Below are 16,559 nucleotides of genomic sequence, written 5' to 3'. Positions count from 1 at the left end.
ACCGAGGCTCCAGATTTGCGCGCCACGTTTTCGTGTCTCGCTTTTTTGTGGCGCGGATTTATCTATTGATACCGGCACGCTCAAAGGCCAGCGGCTCCAAACTCTTCATCTGAACCAGGGTCAGCGGTGCGAAGTTGCGATCAAGCTGCAGCTCTGCGAACCGCTCCACGGTCAATCCACCATCCCGGAACAACTTGCCCCGAACAGGACCGATTGCTAAGTCCTGAAACGCTGCTGGCTGCTGCTGAAGCCACTGGTAGTAGTCCAGGCTTGCACTGACCTGCTGTGGCCCGCCATCACCGACAGAGGCCCGTGTAGCGCCCTTGGCGAAAACCGTACTGAGCTTGGTGATGAGAACGAAGGTCGTCCGGCAGTTCGGGTGGAACGGAGGCCTGGGCCCGGAGTCGACCGGAAACCGCCGCTTATCCATCGATCGGCAGGTCTGGCTGGTTTTACTGTCCAGCGTGGCGACCATCTCGACTTCGGACACTATGTCCGTGTTGGCCTTGGCCACCTCCATGCGCGCCTGGGACGACACATGCTGAATTGCGGTGTGAACGACAGTGGTGGCGTTGCGGCTAGTTGTGGCCAGAATGCCGTCCTTGTAGCCGGCCGCCTTGGTGCCGCGGATGTTGCGAATGATCTGGAAGTTCGTCTGCCCTTCGAAGAAGCCCTGCCGGATCGTGCCTGTGACGCGCTCGCGCTCGGCAGTGGTCCAGCCCTTGATGAAGGCTTTCAGCAGCTTCCCGCCACCGGTGCCGCGCACACTGAGCGGGTTTGTCAGGACTGCCGTGCGAACAGCAGCAACAGTCGGAGCCGCCACATCCAGCGAGACGCCAGCCGGCGCTGATCGCGCAAGGCTGGTTGCCTCAAACTCAGCCTCATAGTTCGCAATATCCACCAGGTCGAGATTCAATTGCGTGCTGTAGCGGTCGAAGATGCCCAGCAGCAGGCTATCGACCTCCTTCAGCAGCGCTTCCAGGCGCTTGACGTTGTACTCGGTGAGGTCCGACCTAGTGAGCCGGTCCCGAATCGAACGATCAATCTCCTTGAGGAAGGGAGCGAACTTGCCCGCCTCCCCCCCCTTCAGCTTCTCGAGAAAGACCGCGTGCCGGATCGTGGCGTCAAGAATTGCTTGGTTTGCCGCCATTTGGTTCGTCCTCGTCGTCCAGGCCCAGGCCGTCACCCTGCTCCTGCAGCTCTCCATCGATCTGTTGGTCCGTGCGCTCAGGAGCGATCAGCCCCAGCTTGCGCAAGTAGGCCCGCAAGTCAGCCTTCGCGAACCCGCCGTTCTGCCAGAGCCCAACGAGCGCGGTGATCATCTGCGGATCCGCTGTCAGCTCCACGAACTCCTGGTTGACCTGGTAGGCGACCTTCTTGTCAGTGATGCCCATGTAGGAGCAGCACCACATGAGCGCCCTGGTGTAGGCCTCACTGACGTTGGCAACGCAGCCGGCAAGGACAGAAGTCGATGCAGACTGATCACCGCGGGCCTCGGTTGCCGTCTTTGACGACAGAGACGCTACGACCATGCGAGCGCCCAGCTCGATCATCATCTGGTTCTTGTCGGCCATGGCCTCCTTCACCAGCGTGTTCGGTTCTGGCTGCGCATAACCAAACTGACCACCGACCGGCAGCAACATCGGCGCACGAGAGCCAACGTAAACGCCCTTTTCTTCCAGCAACTTCACCCACTGCTCGGTCAAGCCTGAGATCCACGGCTGGGCTTGGCCGCACCAGAAGACGCTGTCCTCATAGTCAGCGCTGTTTCGGTAGTGCCCCAAGTTGATCATGGCGATGTCGTAGAGCGGCGACTCGTCGATGCTTGGGTCGTTGTTCTGCGCGCCGACGAAAGTAAACGGGATCTCTTTCAACCGTCCGGTGATACCTTCCGGCCTGAACTCCTCAACGATCGCCAGCGGGCCTCCGCCTTTCGGTCCAGATCGCCGCCAGACCCGGCAGACGAAGCCATCATCCTCCAGGGCCAGTTCACGGTACTGCTCGACCGTCTTGAAGCCGAAGCCGTCTTCCTCCTCCGGCGCCTCTCGCAGCACCACCAGGGTCAGCACACTGTGACCATTCACCATCCCGGTACGCCAGTTGATGATGTCCTCAGCGCAGTAGGACAGGATCACCGAGTGGCCACCGATGCCGTCGTCCTGGTGATAGTCGACGTACAGGCCGTGCCTTCCGGCCTCCAGCACCTTCTCAAGCGTGCCCTGGGAATGCTGGTAGATGCTCACACCGGAGCCGTTGGCGTTGTCCTGCAAGTACTCCAGCTTCTTCGACACCACCAGTGTCGGGTCTTTATGGAACGCCAAGCCCAGCAACCCGTTTCGGGTGTGCCCGGTGGCGTTCTTGAACACTGCGCGCTCGCGGTAAGCCCGGTTTCGGTCTTGGTTTTCCGGCGACTTGTCGTGCGCGTTAATGTACGGCAGCCGGTCGACTACCCGATGCTGACCTGCACAGACGTCGCGGACTGTCGCCCAACGGGCCAGCGCATCAATGTAGTCCGCCCGCTTGAAGGAGACATCGTTACTCATCGGGCATATCCCATTTTGATAGAGGTGGCTGGCTTCCTGGCGCTCTTCGCCACAGCGAAGTACCGGAATCCGTCAGAGCCGTGAGAGGTCCAATCATGTAGCGGCTTGTCTTTCCAGCAGCCGCGCTTGTCGTCCCACTCCTTTCGGTAGTTTTCGAGACAGCCGATCCCTACTTCACACTTGGCCTCGTCGAATACACATCTCGACAGGATCTCCCGAACTTGTTCAATGCCGTCGTTGACGCCAAGCTTTGGGACAACCTCGAAGGTCATACTGTATTTCTCGCCGTCGATGTCGTAGCCCTCACGGGCCAGCTCTCGGCGGGTCTTGGCATCGCTGCCGAACTCGCGGTTATCGATATCGTGCGGGCCCCAGTGCTCCGAGTAGGTGTAGCCCTTATCCTTCAGCACCTTCATGTAGTGCCGCAGGCCCTCGCCTGAGTTCTCGTAGTAGTCGATGACGTGGTACTGCTCGCCAACCTTGCGCACAAACCAGATGGCCGTGGAGTCGCCGACGCCGATGTCCCAGAAGGTCATCACCGGCAAGTGGCTGTTGTCTGGTATCGAGCCGATGCGCTGAGCGGCATACAACTTTGTGAACTGCTGGGCGTAGTAGGCGCCCTCGATCGACTGCTGGAAGGCTTCGGCCGGGATCGACGGGTATTCCCGCTTCATGTCGTCGCCAAGGGTCTTCTCCTTGGCGCTGTACCAGGCGCGCTGGCCTGGGTTTGTGACGATGCCGTGCTTGGCCGCCAGCTCGTCGAAATACTTGGTCAGACGATCCGGGATCGTGACGTCGGTCGGGTCGAGCCAGTAAAGCGGATTACGCCACCAACTGAAAAAGAAGAACTTCCAATCCAGCAGGCCCAGGGGCACACCGGCCAGTTGCTGCTTCTCGGCAGACTGGCTGTAGTCGAAGAAGTATCCGGCCCGGCCTTCAGCCGTCGATTCGATGGTGACGAAGCACTCAGCGGCCACGGCCTCGAAAGCACCGGTGACGATCTCGCGGGCCTTGTGCGGGAACTTGGCGCAGATTTTCCCGAACTCGGACACGTGCAGGTAGCGCAGCGTGCCGCCCCGGAAGGAGGTCGAGACGTAAAGCGACCCACCCTTGCTGAACACCAGCTCACCCGCGGCATCGTTGCGCGCAGGGTTGGCGGCGCGAATCTCTTTCGGCAGGTTGTCGTAGGCGTACTTCACCTTTTCCCGGAACAAGCGCTTGGCGTCGTTCAGGGTGTGAGCGATCAAGGCGCACTTGGCGGCCTCAAACAGCGCGGCGTCTAGCTGGACGATACAGACCAGAGTGGTGAAGCCCAGCTGACGCGCCTTGAGGATGATGTTCCGGGTGTGCATCCCCTGGAAGTAATCCACCTGCTCCTGCGTCATGCGGAAGCGGACCTTCTTGCCCTGCTTGTCCGTGATGAAATACAGGTTGTTCAGTCGCCAAAACCGATCCCGGAGCAGTTTCAGGTGCTCGGGCTTCATGGGTCAGGGTTCCTTCGACAGTTCATCCATCAGTTGCGACAGCTCGTCGGCGTCTTTCGACTGCTCCTTGTCGTCCAGACCGAATGCGGTGCGATCAAGCACCTGTAGGTTCTTCATGGCCGAAGATAGCTGAAATAGGGTCTTGGCATTGCTGGGCAAGCCGACGGCCGCCAGCATCGAAGCCCTGCGCATACCGTTGGAGTCTTCAGCCGTCTCATCCTCAATCGCATCCTCGATCTCTTCGCGCCTCTGGATGGTCATCAACAGATCGTTCATCAACAGGTTCGCAAGGTTCGTGGCCTTGCGAATGTCGCGGCGATGGCTGCGAACCACCTGCGCACCTTCTTCTGCTGCCTCTTCGATGATCTCGGCGTCAAGTTCGCGGTTCGCGCCTTGGTCGTTGCGAACCTCTCCGCGAACCAGCTTGTTGCGAACCTCTTTGCGGACCTGGTCGGAAAGGTCCCGCTCCCAGCCTAAGGCCTTGGCCTTCTTCCTGATCGCGGTGTCGCTCACCCCGTTACGGTCAGCGATAGTTCGGATGGAAAGCGCGCCGGCCCGGTAGGCTCGTTCAATCACCTCCCAGTCGGGTTGCTTGATACTCATGTGTATTCCTTACTGGTCGCGGGCAATCCGAAATGTGCGAACCTTCCCGCCAGTGTAGATGTCACGCTTTATAGCGGCGCGCACAGCCTCTTCAGCACTTGCGCCCATGTCCATTGCAGCCATGGCATAGGCCGAGCCGCTGCCGATCGCGTCAGGATTGGCCGGGTCGAGATCCTGCCGCCAGACGCCAGTCTTGTCGTCATGGCCGACCATCTGCAGTCTGCCGCCATCCACCACATAGCCCGAGCACTCGACCGGCACCGGCGATGGCGTGCCGAAGTAGGCCGCAATCAGGGCCTTCTCGTCGCACACAGCGCCCGCCAGGAAGAAGCTGACACCATCCACTGCCTGGCGCTTCAGGCAGTCATCAGAAACGATTGCGCCGCCACGGGCTTGGCGAGAGTCGTAGGCGATCACGCCGTCTTTGTATGCGATGGTGGTCATTCTGCCTGCTCCAGTCGCTTGCCAGAGATAACCTCGCCCAGGCTCAGGCCATGCCGGGAGCGACAAGAGTCGATGCCGGCGGCTTGATCCTTGGCAACCAGAGCGTCAGCCACCAGGTCGGCCTGCTGGCCATTGCTGAATTCGCCGAGCGCCACGGATGACGCACCTTGTGCGCCGCCTTCGCTTGCGCCATCAAGGGTGTAGCGCGTGACGATGTAGCGGGTAACCGGGCGAACTTGGTATTCGGTCTTCATGGGATATCTCCGGCCTGCGCACAGGCTGAGTGGTGGTCGCGCCACGGAACGGCGCACTGTGATTTTGTGGCGCGGATCAGGTGAAAACGTGACCGCGGCGCGCCCAGGCATAGGCGACCACGCCGGCATGCAGCATCACACCGAAGGGGTTGACCCAGTGCCCTTGTAGGGCGGTGACGAATGCACCGAACCCGCCAATGGCCACCAGGTAGTAGGCGATACTGAGCAGCGGCTGATCCGCCGGGCGAACTTTGCGCAGATAGTCGCAGGCAGCAACGACGACCAGAACGCACAGAAACACGTCCAATGCAGTCAACGCTGAAACCAGGATGCTGTTCATATCAAGCACCTCGCGCCGTGACGAACGACCCCATGGCAGCCTTGATTGCCGGGATGATGTTCATCGCTGTGAGGCCCAGCACGAAGGCTACGCCGCACAGCAGGTCATCGGTGACAGCGAGCTCCAGCTTTGGGGCCAGCCAGGCGGTGACAGGCTGAGTCAGGTAGACCGAGAAGCCGAAGCCAGTTGCGACCGCGGTTGCAGCCTGAAACCGAGTCAGGTCCTTCAGAAAGCCAAGCGAGAGGATCGAGCCGATAAAGGCAGCCATCACCAGCCCGTACTTGCCCAGCACTACGCTGGCGGCAGTGCTTGTCGGCTCGGCCATTAGTCTTGCTCCATTTTCAGCGGTTGCGGATGGCGATATACAGCATTCCACCAGGCTTGAGTTCGTCGCGGAGGACATCGCGAACATGGTCGGCGATGGGGTTCTTGAGGTCCGCTCCCAGCTTGTTTTTGCTGATATTGCTTGCGAGCATGTCGAGGATTTCGCAGGCATTGCCTGACTTAATCGCTCTCTCCATGTCCGCCATGCCGTCACTGGTCACACCGAAGCGATCCGCATCAACCACAAATTGATCGATACCAACACCAATCCCGGCTACGCACTTCTGCCCGCCTGCGGTGGTCTCCATCGTCACCGACCAGTTGTCGGCGATCTTGGTTTTGGGAATAGATGCGTCCTTGATGATGGCCTCGTTGATGTAGGTGGCGCCGTCGGCCACCACGAATGGTTGCCCTGGCTCTGGCGCCTTCTCCAGGATGATCGGGGCCTCCCCGCCATACAGCTCAATGCGGCCATTGGCGATACGCCAGCCTGATACACCCTCAACAAAGTTCGAACTCTGCATTGCTGTGCTCCAGAGATGAAAAAGCCCCGGCAAATGCCGAGGCTTGGAATAGGTGGAGATGGCGACCCTTTCAGATCACTGTCGTGGCATTTCCCTCCAGTCCCCACGCTGACTGTTACCCCTGCACGTCCCCGTCGGGCCTTGATCATCTCCAGAAACGAAATACTACAATTGCTGGCAGCCTCAAGACTGCGGACTACCAGTAGCTACGGGCAGGCAAGAAAAACGACCCAACCACACCAATTGCTGAGCCGGCTAGGACGCCCCAGAAATCAGCCTGAAGCAATGAAGCGGCAGGCAACATCTTCCTGGCCTCCATAAGACTTGCAAAGTTACGTGGGTCGTTTCCAAAAACCACATGCCATCCATGAGGAATAAACATCAAAAAAGTCATTAATACAGGCGTGGCCACATAATGCCATGTTGATCCATAACGGGAATTCCGCCCCATGTAGAAAACCCCGCACACCAACACAGCTGACATCAATCCAGTAGTAAAGGCCTGCCAAAGCAGTTGAGCCGAACTCGCCAGTTCAGAAAGCATTACGTCACCCGTCAAATTATTGGACTAAAAAAAGAACAATAAATTGACATGCCAGTAATGGCAATAAGCCACAAACAAAAAGCCCGACTCAATGGCCGGGCTTTTTATAATCACTCCTCAACACGCGCAGGAATGACAGGATGGATAAAATAATGGCGGAACGGCGGATTAATGTCAACCAGCCACTTCAAGCTTATGCCGCCTCATCCAAAAGCAGCCCCTCATGCCGAAGGACATGACCCGCCTCAACAAGCGCTTCATCCACTAATACCTTGAGCGCCGCAAAGATCTTCTGACGCCATTCCCTCCTGGTGCGCTCCGGCGTTCCGTCGCTATCCCAGGTATTCATGTCGTAGAAGCTGTCCTTCAGCACGATCATATCGGCAGAACGGGATTCGTCCTTTTTCGCTTTAGCCTGGCCGGCTGCCACCGCTGCTTTCACCATCGACGCCCGGCGCCACTCAGGAGCGTCGAGCGGGATCTCAACTGACACCGACGTCACCGCCTTCGGCTTTGCACCCAGCAACTGAGGTATCGCCCAGGCAGTCACTGCCTTGTACAGAAATAGCTTGGGCACCGTCTTAGGTACTTCAGAGGCAACCACCAACTGAAGAGCAGCGATAGCCTGTACCTTACGAGCCTTGTGAGTGCTGTAGTGGGCCACAAGCGCATCCCAATGCCTCGGCTCCAGCCCATGGTGAAGCCTGGCCGATACCCAGCAATCCACCTGGGTGCGGTCGATGATTTCTGCACCGCGGGAGCGAACCAGAGTGGCCAGATCGCCGCCCTCCTCCTCGTCGGCAGAGTTGTACAACTTCTGCCATGCCTGCTTGCTGGTGTTGTCGATGGCTTCGGCAGCGAGGGCCGAAACAACAGCGCTTAAAACTCCTGGGTAGATCATGCTGCAGCCCTCTTCAGTTCTTTGATCTTTTCTCGGTATTCGGCCTTGATGGCCTTGATCTCTTCGGTGGTGTACTTGCGTGCTGGATGCGGCCCCTCCAGCCAGGCCAGTTTCTCAGCGCCGATTCGCTGCAGCAGAGAAAGCCGGTAGCTCACCAGGTTGCCGGACAGGTGCGTGTTACACGGGGCGCACTGTTTCCAGGCGTTCAAGGGTTCGAAGCGGATTTCTGGGTTCGCGCCTACGGTGCGATAATGTCCGGCGTGGTACTGGCCGTCGTGATGCCGTCCGCAACTGACGCAAGGCAGATCCGCATCGCGCAGGCGCACCCATTCGTTGAACACGGCCTGGGCTTCTCGGAGGTGGTCCGCCCTGCTCTTCAGCTTTTCCTTGCGGACCTTGATCTCTCGGCGCTCGACCTGGGCCAGGGCTTTCCGGGCGCTTGCCTGCCCCTTCTCTGACTGGCCATGAGCGATGGCGCACTCAATTTCCCCGCATACAGCCTGGGAGGCGCGCGCAGGCGTGAACATCACCCTGCAGGTTGGGCAGCGCTTTCGGCGCTGGCCGCCAGAAGTGAGAGGGGTTTTGCGCTGCAGTGGCGTACGCTTCATGCAAAGCTCCCAATCTGATCAGCTGCTGCCAGGGCAGCCTCTTCGGTCTCAAAGTGGGCGGACAGCACCAGACGCCAGCAGGCGTTGAAGACGTCGCGGTACAAGGGCTCGAACTGGGCGTCGTCCATGTTGGCCCAACTGATGGACTTGGCCTCTTTGCGAACGCCGTCGGGTGTACGCACCAGGTGGAAATGGCCGGCCTCGATGGTCACCCACTCGCGGAACGCTTCACGGGATTTGTCGACCGCGGGGAAGCGCTCGGAGCGCGCCTGTTCAAGCCCGGCGATGTAGGCATCAACCGCATTCGACAACTGCCCAGGCTTGCCACTCTGCGCCTCGAAGAACTTGGCCAGACCGCGAATGCCACGCATCTCCTGACGCGGGATCAGGCCCCCGACCGGCTCCCAGTACTCCCATGCCAGATCCAGCATCGCGAAGAACTTGCCGTGGAACCGGGCGTTTCTCATCTTGGTGAACTTGCCGTGGATGACCTGGCCAGCCTTCCAACATTGGATGACTTCGCGGTCTGCCTCAGTGGCCGGTACCAGGCCCTGGGCGGTGCGAATGAGGGCGAGCTCAGCCATGGTTCGTCCTCCTGGCTTCCAATTGTTCAGCCTGCTGCATCAGTAGCGCCTGGCGATCAGCTAACTCGTTGGCTGCCTGAGTTCGTAGCTCTGCTTTTTCTTCGGCAGAAACTCTGCGCATGGCCAGCATCGACTCCTTCACCGCGGCGAGCTTTTCGCGCAGCTTTGGCGAAGGCCGCACGACCTCACCGGTGAGCAGTGCAGCAACAGCCCGGCCATCCTCGGTAACCGGCGCAATGCTCAAATCGGCCAGGTAAAGCTGTCCGCGCTCATGCGGAATGCGCTGCATCTGCACAGCCTTGGTGATCGCCTGGGTGCGGCGGTTCGCGTCGAAGCCCACCGAGACATGCCAGTTAACCGGCTTGGCATCCTCTCGGGCCTGGCTCACGAACCGCTGGTAGGCGTCGATGAACGCCATGCGTGCGCCGATCTTGTCGCCGCCATCCAAGATGGGCTTCGCCGCAGCCAGGGCCAGCTGAATCTCGTCCGTCAGCACCACGGTCTCGAACTCGTCATTGGTGGTCATCGCGATGGCCCAAGCCTCATCCTTGCCTGGACGGCCGTCGGCAGCCTGAACGCGCTGGAGAATCGCGGCCAGGGTCAGCCTGCTGGTCAGCTCACGGCGGCAGGACTTCAGCGCACCGGCCACCGCCTCAGCGGAATAGTCGGCCAGATCGTCAGCCATCATTTCGGCGGCCTCAGACGTGATGGCCTGCCCCAGAACTTCTGCAGTGGCGGTGATAGCCAGGGCCAGGCGGGCGATTTGGTCAGGCGCCATACGCTCAAAGGAACTCATTGGGTTGCCCTCCCGCGCGCTGCATGATCCGTTGTGCTGCTTCCAGGCCCGCGTTCAAGTTCGCCTGCTTGCGCTCGATCTGCTGGGCAGTGGTCGAGTTCATCTGGCGATTGGTGGCCCATTGAGTGTGGTACGCCTCGGCCTTGGCCAGCAGGTCGCCAATGCTGTGCATGTTCGAAACGACCCGAGCATCGTTGATAGTCAGGAAGTACGCAGCGACATGGTGTGCGACCTCGATACCAAGGCGGTCGATAACCTGGCCCAGTTGCCCGGCGACCTTGGCGTTCCACACTGGCCATGCACCGTGGCGTTTGCGGTACGCCATGGCGTAGTTGGCCCAGGCCTTGAAGGTTTTGCAGGACTGGTCTTTAGGGCCCGGCATATCCGCAGGGATTGCACAGCGCGGTTGTTGAGGGGCGAACGGGACAACCTGACCCATCGCGGCCTTGGCGGCAGCCTGGGGCGCAACTGGTTCAATGACCGGTTCATTGACTGGTTCAGAAGAGTGACTGGTTCTGGGTGCAGCTCCTGCACTACCCCCTGACGCAGGAGATTCACTAGGGGGTGAACCTGCTGCATTACCCTGGTCAATTTGCTGCACTACCCCTGGTGCAGGAGGTTCACTACCCCCTTCGAGAGTCAGAAAGTAGACGTTGGAAGAGTTGCCTTTAGGCCCCCCCTTCCTGATTTCTTTACGCAGCAGCCCAACCTCGCACAGCGCCGCGATGTGGTTCATTACGGACCGCTTACTGATCTCGCACTGGTCGGCGATGTGTTTGTAGGATGGCCAGCACTCCCCCAAATCGCTGGCGTTGTCAGCCAGCTTGATCAGGACCAGCTTGCGTAGCGGATTGCCGACGCGAAGCTTCATCGCGGCAACCATAAGGTTCATGCTCACGATGCACCTCGCAGGGCCTTGTCGTGAGTGAACAGGCCGTCCCAGGTTTTCTTCATGGGTAGCTCGCCGGCCAGGTACAGGTCGTACAGGCGCACCGCGCCCTTCTTGAGCAAGACCGGCATGAAGGAAATGAAGGGCCCTTTGCCGTGGGGAGTGACTTCGTGCTGGTGCTCGGTCATGTACTTGTCGCGGGCGTAGGAGGCCACACGAAGTCGCAGGCCGGACTTGCTCTCGTTGTAGAGCCAGTTCCGGCTCTCCAGGTACTTGTCCACCTGCATCACGTTGACCCCGTTGAGGCCCTTGCAGAATTGGGTGTGAGTCATGCCTTCCTTGAACAGGTTTTCCAAGGAGTGGATTTTTGAGGCCTGGGCTTCAACCTGAATCGTCAACTGAAGTCGGGCCTGCTCAGCCTCAAAGGCCAGCTGGATCAGATCCATGCGAGAAAGCTCGCGTGGCTGGGCAATGACTGCTTCAAGCTCACGCCAGCGGCGAACGACGGCCAGGCGCATCTTGGCGCTGTAGCCTGTCAGCAGCGTGTCGGTCATCTCTCGGTTGAGGTTGAAGCACGGCAGGAGGCGCCCGGTGGTGTCCTTGTACTGGACTGAAAAATCAGCCGAGTCGATTTCAAGCTCGGCGAGCATCGAACGGATATCAGCCAGCACGTTCTTGTGCAGCTTCCCGGTCAGCTCGGCGATCTCGACAGACGACATAGTCCGCGCCACATTTTGCGAACCCGGAAAACATGGCGCGATATCGGTAGGGGTATTGCTGGAATTGGGTTGGCTCTGCATAATCGGCCTCATCAGGTGTTATCGAATCAGCCGGGGCGCAATCCCGGCTTTTTTGTGCCCAGGATTTAGGCGCGGGCTTTGTGCAGCTCAATCACCGCCCCGATAGCCTCAAGGCTCGCCGACATGTACTTGGCGTGCAGGGCGCGGATTTTCTTGGCCTCGTTCGCGTCGATCTCTCCGTCTTCGAGGGCGGAAGCCACCATCTGGTCCAGGGCGCCGCGCTGAGCTGAAGCGGACAGCGAGCGCTGATACAGATCCACGTTGTCCAGATCCCCTGCTTCTGGGATCTTCACGAACACACCGCCGTACATTGCGCAGATGTAATCGGGCAGGAAGGTTGTCTGGGACTCTGCCTCAAGCACAAAGACCTCGTCGTCGGTAAGAGGCTTTACGCCCGCCGATTCATAGATCCGATTCTTGAAGCGTTTGAAGTTCTCTTCCCCAAGAAACGCGGCGGCACAAGCAAGGCCGCCCGATATGGCATTAGCAGCAGCAATCACGGCTGCCCTGCGGGTTTCTAGCACTGGCGACTTCATGGTCTAGTTTTTCCTTGGTTCGGTTGCGTTCAAAATGGCTTCAATGGGTCGGCGGGCATGGATGTCAGGCAGCTGATTTTTGAGCAGGCAGCTGACACGGAAAGGGTCGAATCTCTTCGGCAGTCAGCGTCCCGTCTTCGTGCTCGGTAACCAGAATCTCTCTGGCGGCCCTCAAGGCTTTGGAGATGGCAGGAGCACTGACGCCAAGCCCTTTGGCGACAGCAGACTGACCAATTCGCTCAACCAGTTCGGGCAGTGGCGTCTTTTTCATTTCATTGCCTCAGCAATCTTTGTCAGCCCAGATATTAACCGCCGGTTAGTTTTGTAGCAATACCGGCGGTTGACGCAATAAAATTAACCAACGGTTAAATTTCACGGATGAGCAAAAAGAAAGAGCTATCCCCAGAGCTGAAAGCTGAGTGCGACGCCGCGAAAGCGCTTTTCGTATCGAGAAAAAACTCGCTCGGCCTGACCCAGGCAAAGCTGGCTGAAGAGGCGGACATTTCTGCAGCCGCAGTTGCCATGTACCTGAATGGAACGAATCCGCTGAACGCTAAGTTCGCGGTCGTACTGTCGCGTTTGCTCGATGTTCCAGTAGAGAAATTCAGCCCAAGGCTTCATGAAGAGCTTCGATCTCTCGGGGCCGGGCCCTCATCCAGCGCCATGGAGAGAAAGCCCACAGGTGCTGCTGACAAAGTCCTGGAAATGCTGCAGAAGCACGCTGGCAAAAAGCTTGATGATGAAGCTCAGGAGAGAATTCTCGCCGCCGTCACCCAAACAATCACCGAGGAGCGCACCACCAACGTTATCGCCGCTGACTTTTCAGGTCGCCGCCTGCTACCTGGAGATATCTGTATCCCGCAGTACGACATCCGCGGCGCCATGGGCCATGGCCAAGTACCAGCTGAATACTCCGAAGCAATCAGGAACGTTGTGATTAGTGAGGATGTCCTGCGCGATAAAGGCATTCAGTACTCAACCGCGGCCAGCCTAGCGATGATCACTGGCTGGGGCCAAAGCATGGAAGGCACGATCAACGACAAGGATCCTGTCATCGTAGATCGAGGCATCAACGAGTTTGCTGGCGACGGCGTGTATGTCATCACTTGGCACGATCTGCTGTACATCAAACGGCTCCAGGTGCACGACGCCGAGCATTTCGAAATGATCTCGGACAACCCGAAACACAAGGACCGAGTTATCCCGATTAACGATGTGATCATCCACGCTAAAGTGCTGCTGGTCTGGAATGCTCGGAAGCTATGAGCATGAGAATTTAATTCTGCCAAAAGCCTGGAAACAACATCCAGAACTGGCATACGGGCCAATGATTTATCTTTGATAATTTATGCCTCACCAAGGGACAGGAAAATGGCAAAGTTAATTACCGCGAAACTCACTGATCTAGACTTTGACCCTTTAAACCCACGATTGCCGAGTCATTTGCAGAATCAAGATGACGATGAGGTTTTGAAATACCTTCTCTTGGAGTGCAATCTGATTGAGCTGATGCTGTCTATTGGGCAGCAGAACTTCTTTATTGGAGAGCCTTTACTTGTAGTGCCTACTAAGGGGAAAAGGTACATCGTAGTAGAGGGAAACCGTCGTCTTGGGGCGTTAAAAATGCTCCAGAAAGAGACGCCTCCTCCGGCACTTTCAGGACAAGTCAAGCAAGCGAGGGAGTCGGCTCAGTTCTTTCCAGTAGATATACCAGCTTTGCAATTTGAAAACCGGGACGAAATTTTAACCTACCTAGGCTATCGCCACATCACTGGTATCAAGGAATGGGATGCCTTAGCAAAGGCGCGCTATCTTAAACAACTTAGACAGAGACATGGAGAGGATCACGCAGAGGCACATAAATCCCTAGCAAGAGAAATTGGTAGCAAGGCAGCTCATGTTGCGAAGCTGCTTACCGGCTTAACTCTTATAGAGAATGCAAAGGACTCTGGACTGCTTGACAGAATAAAAATGAGGGAGGATGACATTCCTTTCTCGTTACTTACAACAGGCATTGGCTACCCAAATATCTGCAAATTTATTGGAATAAGCAACTCTGCCGATGTTGACGCAGAAAACCTTAAACCAGATGAATTTGAGGAATTTTTCAAATGGGTATTCGATAAGTCTCATGGTTCCCATACAAAGCTGGGTGACTCTCGTCACTTCGACAAACTAAATCGTGTAGTTGCCAACGACCAGGCGCTCGAAGAGCTAAGGAGAGGTGCAACCTTAGAGGCGGCCGACCTCTACACCAGCGGCCCCCTAGAAGCATTAAGAATTCTTTTAAAAGAAGCTGAAGATAGAATTACAAAAGCCCAGTCAACTCTGAGCATTGCTGATGGCATGGACATTAGCGACGTCGCTCAATCAGAACGCATTCGTCGAACTGCAATTGCATTGCACTCTTCCATAAACAGCTTGGTAAATCCGGTGGAATAATATGCTGGTACTAGATCGACCTAGGGATTGGGATACTCACTCGATCGCAGACTTCGGAGAGCTGCTTTGCCTACTTACACCGGACAGAATTTGCTCTCGCGAGACTATATCCGACCAAATCCGCGATGTAGGAGATTCAAATATATCAGATGTCCAGCTAGATGACTGCTTTAACAATATTGAATGGAGAGCATCTGCATTCGGTGATAGTTATCCATTTACAATGCAACCTGGCTCAAAGACATTCAGCGCCCCAGAAGATCTAAATGAGCCACAAACTCTTTACGCTCTTACTTTACTTTGTGCCAACCTCCCATTTGTGCAGGATCGACGCGGGCATCTAACCGACGCCTTTGAAAGAATAGCACTTATCGCCCTTACAAAGACAATGCCAATAGAAGCAACGATTCGACCTTTTGGAAAGAATGAAACTAATTACACCGGCGCCAAATGGGAAAGACTAAACCAACTGGCATCTCACATAGGCGGATACGGTAGATGTCATCCTGGAACTTTTAGGGCAAGAGACTCAGGAGACGGTGGCATAGATATCGCCTCATGGTTGATTCTAGACAATTATGAGAACCGCAATATTCCATCAGCATTAGCACAATGTGCATGTTCAAGATCGGATTGGCCGGCCAAGCAAACCGAAATTTCCCACACACGACTTGGAACGTATATACAGCCTACACATCCTTGGATGCAAGTATTATTCATACCGCACTGTTTCAGAGATAATATTGGTAACTGGGCGTATGAGGGGGATGTCGGAATGACGATTGTTTATGACAGACTACGCCTAGTCAATCTCATAAACTCTGGCGATATAGACTGGAATTATATTTCATCGCCAGAGATTTTTAACGAGTTCTTAGAGGCACGCCTAGAGTTGGTTTAATCACCATATATCAGGCAATGCTTTAGCCACGGCTTCGAACATTGGAGGTGGTACAGCATTGCCAATTACTCGATATCGATGCCGAAGCATGTTGTACGCAAAGTCCTTTTTGTTATCGGCAATAGTGGACGGGAACACCATATCGCCACCATGAGTAGTGTAGCGAGGCATGAACCCCTGCAATCTTGCTGCTTCGCGATAGGAAAACCGGCGAGCTGGCATTTCCGATTCAAATACCCAGCTGTCCGTATGGATTCGCTTTAAAGCAGGGCTTACTGGATGTAGGGGCATATGCCGCATATGACTAACTATAGTCTTGCTAATTTCATCCCATCCACGTCTACGATTTCTTGAAAGATAATACCAGTGAAATGGATCTTCACAGTACTCACCCTCAGGCCAGTCAGGAAGGCCTTCTAGTGCTTGGCCAATGCTAAAATATGGCTGATCGGATAGAGGACCGTGTGTAGCTAATGGAAATGAGAAAGGAGCGTCAATATCCTTTCTGATGCCAACAATAACTAAGCGCTTCCGCTCTTGGGCAACGCCGTACTCATGAGCATTCAATTGCTGCCAATATACTTCATAGCCATGCGACCCGGCATCAGAAAACTGCTTCAACTGGTCCTCTAGCAAATGACGATATGTGCTACGACGTAAACCAGAAACATTCTCAGCAATAAAAGCTTTTGGCTGTATTATATTTAAAGCACGTGCAAATTCTACGTAAAGAGTGTTGATCTTTCGGTCTGCCTCTCTTGCCCCACCTTGACTAAAACCCTGGCAAGGATAACAACCAACCAGTAGCTCGGCTTCAGGAAAACTAGTTATCCCTCGGATATCTCCAAGTTGATAGTCTGTTTCCTCAAAATTCGCGAGATAAACATCTCGGGCGTAGGGCAGGATGTCGTTAGCCATTACTACGTCAAATCCCGCTGCCATAACGCCCGCGTCAGATCCGCCGCATCCAGAAAAAAGTGATACTGCTTTAGGCATTTCGTTCCCCTTAATCGGCCCATTATACGACGATGCAGCTCCATAG

22 protein-coding genes are annotated in these 16,559 nt (G+C 56.4%); 3 read left to right on the top strand and 19 right to left on the bottom strand.

Annotated features, from left to right (window positions below; all coding sequences use genetic code 11):
• Nucleotides 1-58: 58 nt before the first annotated feature.
• The 18 genes from AC3WK8_RS25390 to AC3WK8_RS25305 form a co-directional block, all read right to left on the bottom strand.
• Nucleotides 59-1,150, bottom strand: coding sequence for a minor capsid protein (locus tag AC3WK8_RS25390; protein ID WP_103326163.1), 1,092 nt, complete (start codon nucleotides 1,148-1,150; stop codon nucleotides 59-61).
• Nucleotides 1,125-2,543: a DUF4055 domain-containing protein gene (locus AC3WK8_RS25385; RefSeq protein WP_103326162.1), complete on the bottom strand. Its 1,419-nt coding sequence runs from the start codon at nucleotides 2,541-2,543 to the stop codon at nucleotides 1,125-1,127. The genes AC3WK8_RS25390 and AC3WK8_RS25385 overlap by 26 nt, the downstream gene beginning before the upstream one ends.
• A complete protein-coding gene (locus AC3WK8_RS25380; RefSeq protein WP_103326161.1) occupies nucleotides 2,540-4,027 on the bottom strand; it encodes a terminase large subunit in 1,488 nt (495 codons plus the stop codon). Before AC3WK8_RS25380 ends, AC3WK8_RS25385 begins: the two co-directional genes overlap by 4 nt.
• Nucleotides 4,028-4,030: 3 nt before the next feature.
• On the bottom strand, nucleotides 4,031-4,630 hold the full coding sequence (locus tag AC3WK8_RS25375) for a hypothetical protein (protein ID WP_103326160.1): 600 nt from the start codon (nucleotides 4,628-4,630) through the stop codon (nucleotides 4,031-4,033).
• A gap of 9 nt (nucleotides 4,631-4,639) precedes the next feature.
• A complete protein-coding gene (locus tag AC3WK8_RS25370; RefSeq protein ID WP_103326159.1) occupies nucleotides 4,640-5,074 on the bottom strand; it encodes an Ntn hydrolase family protein in 435 nt (144 codons plus the stop codon).
• The gene (locus AC3WK8_RS25365) at nucleotides 5,071-5,328 is read right to left on the bottom strand and encodes a hypothetical protein (protein WP_103326158.1); all 258 of its coding nucleotides are present in this window, start codon (nucleotides 5,326-5,328) and stop codon (nucleotides 5,071-5,073) included. The genes AC3WK8_RS25370 and AC3WK8_RS25365 overlap by 4 nt, the downstream gene beginning before the upstream one ends.
• A 76-nt stretch (nucleotides 5,329-5,404) precedes the next feature.
• Entirely contained in the window at nucleotides 5,405-5,668 is a 264-nt protein-coding gene (locus tag AC3WK8_RS25360) for a hypothetical protein (RefSeq protein ID WP_103326157.1), read from the bottom strand.
• A 1-nt stretch (nucleotide 5,669) separates the two neighbouring features.
• The gene (locus AC3WK8_RS25355; protein ID WP_103326156.1) at nucleotides 5,670-5,993 is read right to left on the bottom strand and encodes a peptidase M48, Ste24p; all 324 of its coding nucleotides are present in this window, start codon (nucleotides 5,991-5,993) and stop codon (nucleotides 5,670-5,672) included.
• Nucleotides 5,994-6,009: 16 nt separating this feature from the next.
• The gene (locus AC3WK8_RS25350; protein WP_103326155.1) at nucleotides 6,010-6,516 is read right to left on the bottom strand and encodes a phage tail tip fiber protein; all 507 of its coding nucleotides are present in this window, start codon (nucleotides 6,514-6,516) and stop codon (nucleotides 6,010-6,012) included.
• Nucleotides 6,517-6,712: 196 nt separating this feature from the next.
• Nucleotides 6,713-7,060, bottom strand: coding sequence for a hypothetical protein (locus AC3WK8_RS25345; protein ID WP_146043286.1), 348 nt, complete (start codon nucleotides 7,058-7,060; stop codon nucleotides 6,713-6,715).
• Between the two features lie 193 nt (nucleotides 7,061-7,253).
• Nucleotides 7,254-7,961, bottom strand: coding sequence for a hypothetical protein (locus AC3WK8_RS25340; RefSeq protein ID WP_103326154.1), 708 nt, complete (start codon nucleotides 7,959-7,961; stop codon nucleotides 7,254-7,256).
• Nucleotides 7,958-8,569: a recombination protein NinG gene (locus tag AC3WK8_RS25335; protein ID WP_103326153.1), complete on the bottom strand. Its 612-nt coding sequence runs from the start codon at nucleotides 8,567-8,569 to the stop codon at nucleotides 7,958-7,960. The genes AC3WK8_RS25340 and AC3WK8_RS25335 overlap by 4 nt, the downstream gene beginning before the upstream one ends.
• Nucleotides 8,566-9,153: a DUF1367 family protein gene (locus AC3WK8_RS25330; RefSeq protein ID WP_103326152.1), complete on the bottom strand. Its 588-nt coding sequence runs from the start codon at nucleotides 9,151-9,153 to the stop codon at nucleotides 8,566-8,568. Before AC3WK8_RS25330 ends, AC3WK8_RS25335 begins: the two co-directional genes overlap by 4 nt.
• On the bottom strand, nucleotides 9,146-9,949 hold the full coding sequence (locus tag AC3WK8_RS25325) for a hypothetical protein (protein ID WP_103326151.1): 804 nt from the start codon (nucleotides 9,947-9,949) through the stop codon (nucleotides 9,146-9,148). Before AC3WK8_RS25325 ends, AC3WK8_RS25330 begins: the two co-directional genes overlap by 8 nt.
• The gene (locus AC3WK8_RS25320) at nucleotides 9,936-10,847 is read right to left on the bottom strand and encodes a helix-turn-helix domain-containing protein (protein ID WP_103326150.1); all 912 of its coding nucleotides are present in this window, start codon (nucleotides 10,845-10,847) and stop codon (nucleotides 9,936-9,938) included. The genes AC3WK8_RS25325 and AC3WK8_RS25320 overlap by 14 nt, the downstream gene beginning before the upstream one ends.
• A complete protein-coding gene (locus tag AC3WK8_RS25315; RefSeq protein ID WP_103326149.1) occupies nucleotides 10,844-11,638 on the bottom strand; it encodes a Rha family transcriptional regulator in 795 nt (264 codons plus the stop codon). The genes AC3WK8_RS25320 and AC3WK8_RS25315 overlap by 4 nt, the downstream gene beginning before the upstream one ends.
• 65 nt (nucleotides 11,639-11,703) lie before the next feature.
• Nucleotides 11,704-12,174: a YmfL family putative regulatory protein gene (locus AC3WK8_RS25310; RefSeq protein WP_103326148.1), complete on the bottom strand. Its 471-nt coding sequence runs from the start codon at nucleotides 12,172-12,174 to the stop codon at nucleotides 11,704-11,706.
• A 64-nt stretch (nucleotides 12,175-12,238) separates the two neighbouring features.
• The gene (locus AC3WK8_RS25305; protein WP_081002112.1) at nucleotides 12,239-12,445 is read right to left on the bottom strand and encodes a Cro/CI family transcriptional regulator; all 207 of its coding nucleotides are present in this window, start codon (nucleotides 12,443-12,445) and stop codon (nucleotides 12,239-12,241) included.
• Nucleotides 12,446-12,552: 107 nt separating this feature from the next.
• On the opposite strand from AC3WK8_RS25305, the gene AC3WK8_RS25300 reads away from it, so the two are divergent.
• The 3 genes from AC3WK8_RS25300 to AC3WK8_RS25290 all read left to right on the top strand — a co-directional run bounded on the left by AC3WK8_RS25300 (nucleotide 12,553) and on the right by AC3WK8_RS25290 (nucleotide 15,517).
• Entirely contained in the window at nucleotides 12,553-13,440 is an 888-nt protein-coding gene (locus AC3WK8_RS25300; RefSeq protein ID WP_103326147.1) for a LexA family transcriptional regulator, read from the top strand.
• 105 nt (nucleotides 13,441-13,545) lie between these two features.
• Nucleotides 13,546-14,616: a ParB N-terminal domain-containing protein gene (locus AC3WK8_RS25295; RefSeq protein WP_146043285.1), complete on the top strand. Its 1,071-nt coding sequence runs from the start codon at nucleotides 13,546-13,548 to the stop codon at nucleotides 14,614-14,616.
• 1 nt (nucleotide 14,617) lies between these two features.
• Complete coding sequence (locus AC3WK8_RS25290; protein ID WP_146043284.1) at nucleotides 14,618-15,517, top strand: hypothetical protein; 900 nt, start codon at nucleotides 14,618-14,620, stop codon at nucleotides 15,515-15,517.
• Here AC3WK8_RS25290 and AC3WK8_RS25285 read toward each other — a convergent pair whose 3' ends face one another.
• Nucleotides 15,518-16,513, bottom strand: a complete 996-nt coding sequence (locus AC3WK8_RS25285; RefSeq protein ID WP_103326146.1) for a DNA cytosine methyltransferase — start codon at nucleotides 16,511-16,513, stop codon at nucleotides 15,518-15,520.
• Nucleotides 16,514-16,559 lie beyond the last annotated feature (46 nt).

The organism is Pseudomonas sp. FW507-12TSA (assembly GCF_058781435.1).
The sequence above is the reverse complement of the archived record's forward strand: the minus strand, read 5'-3'. Positions and strand labels throughout refer to the sequence as shown.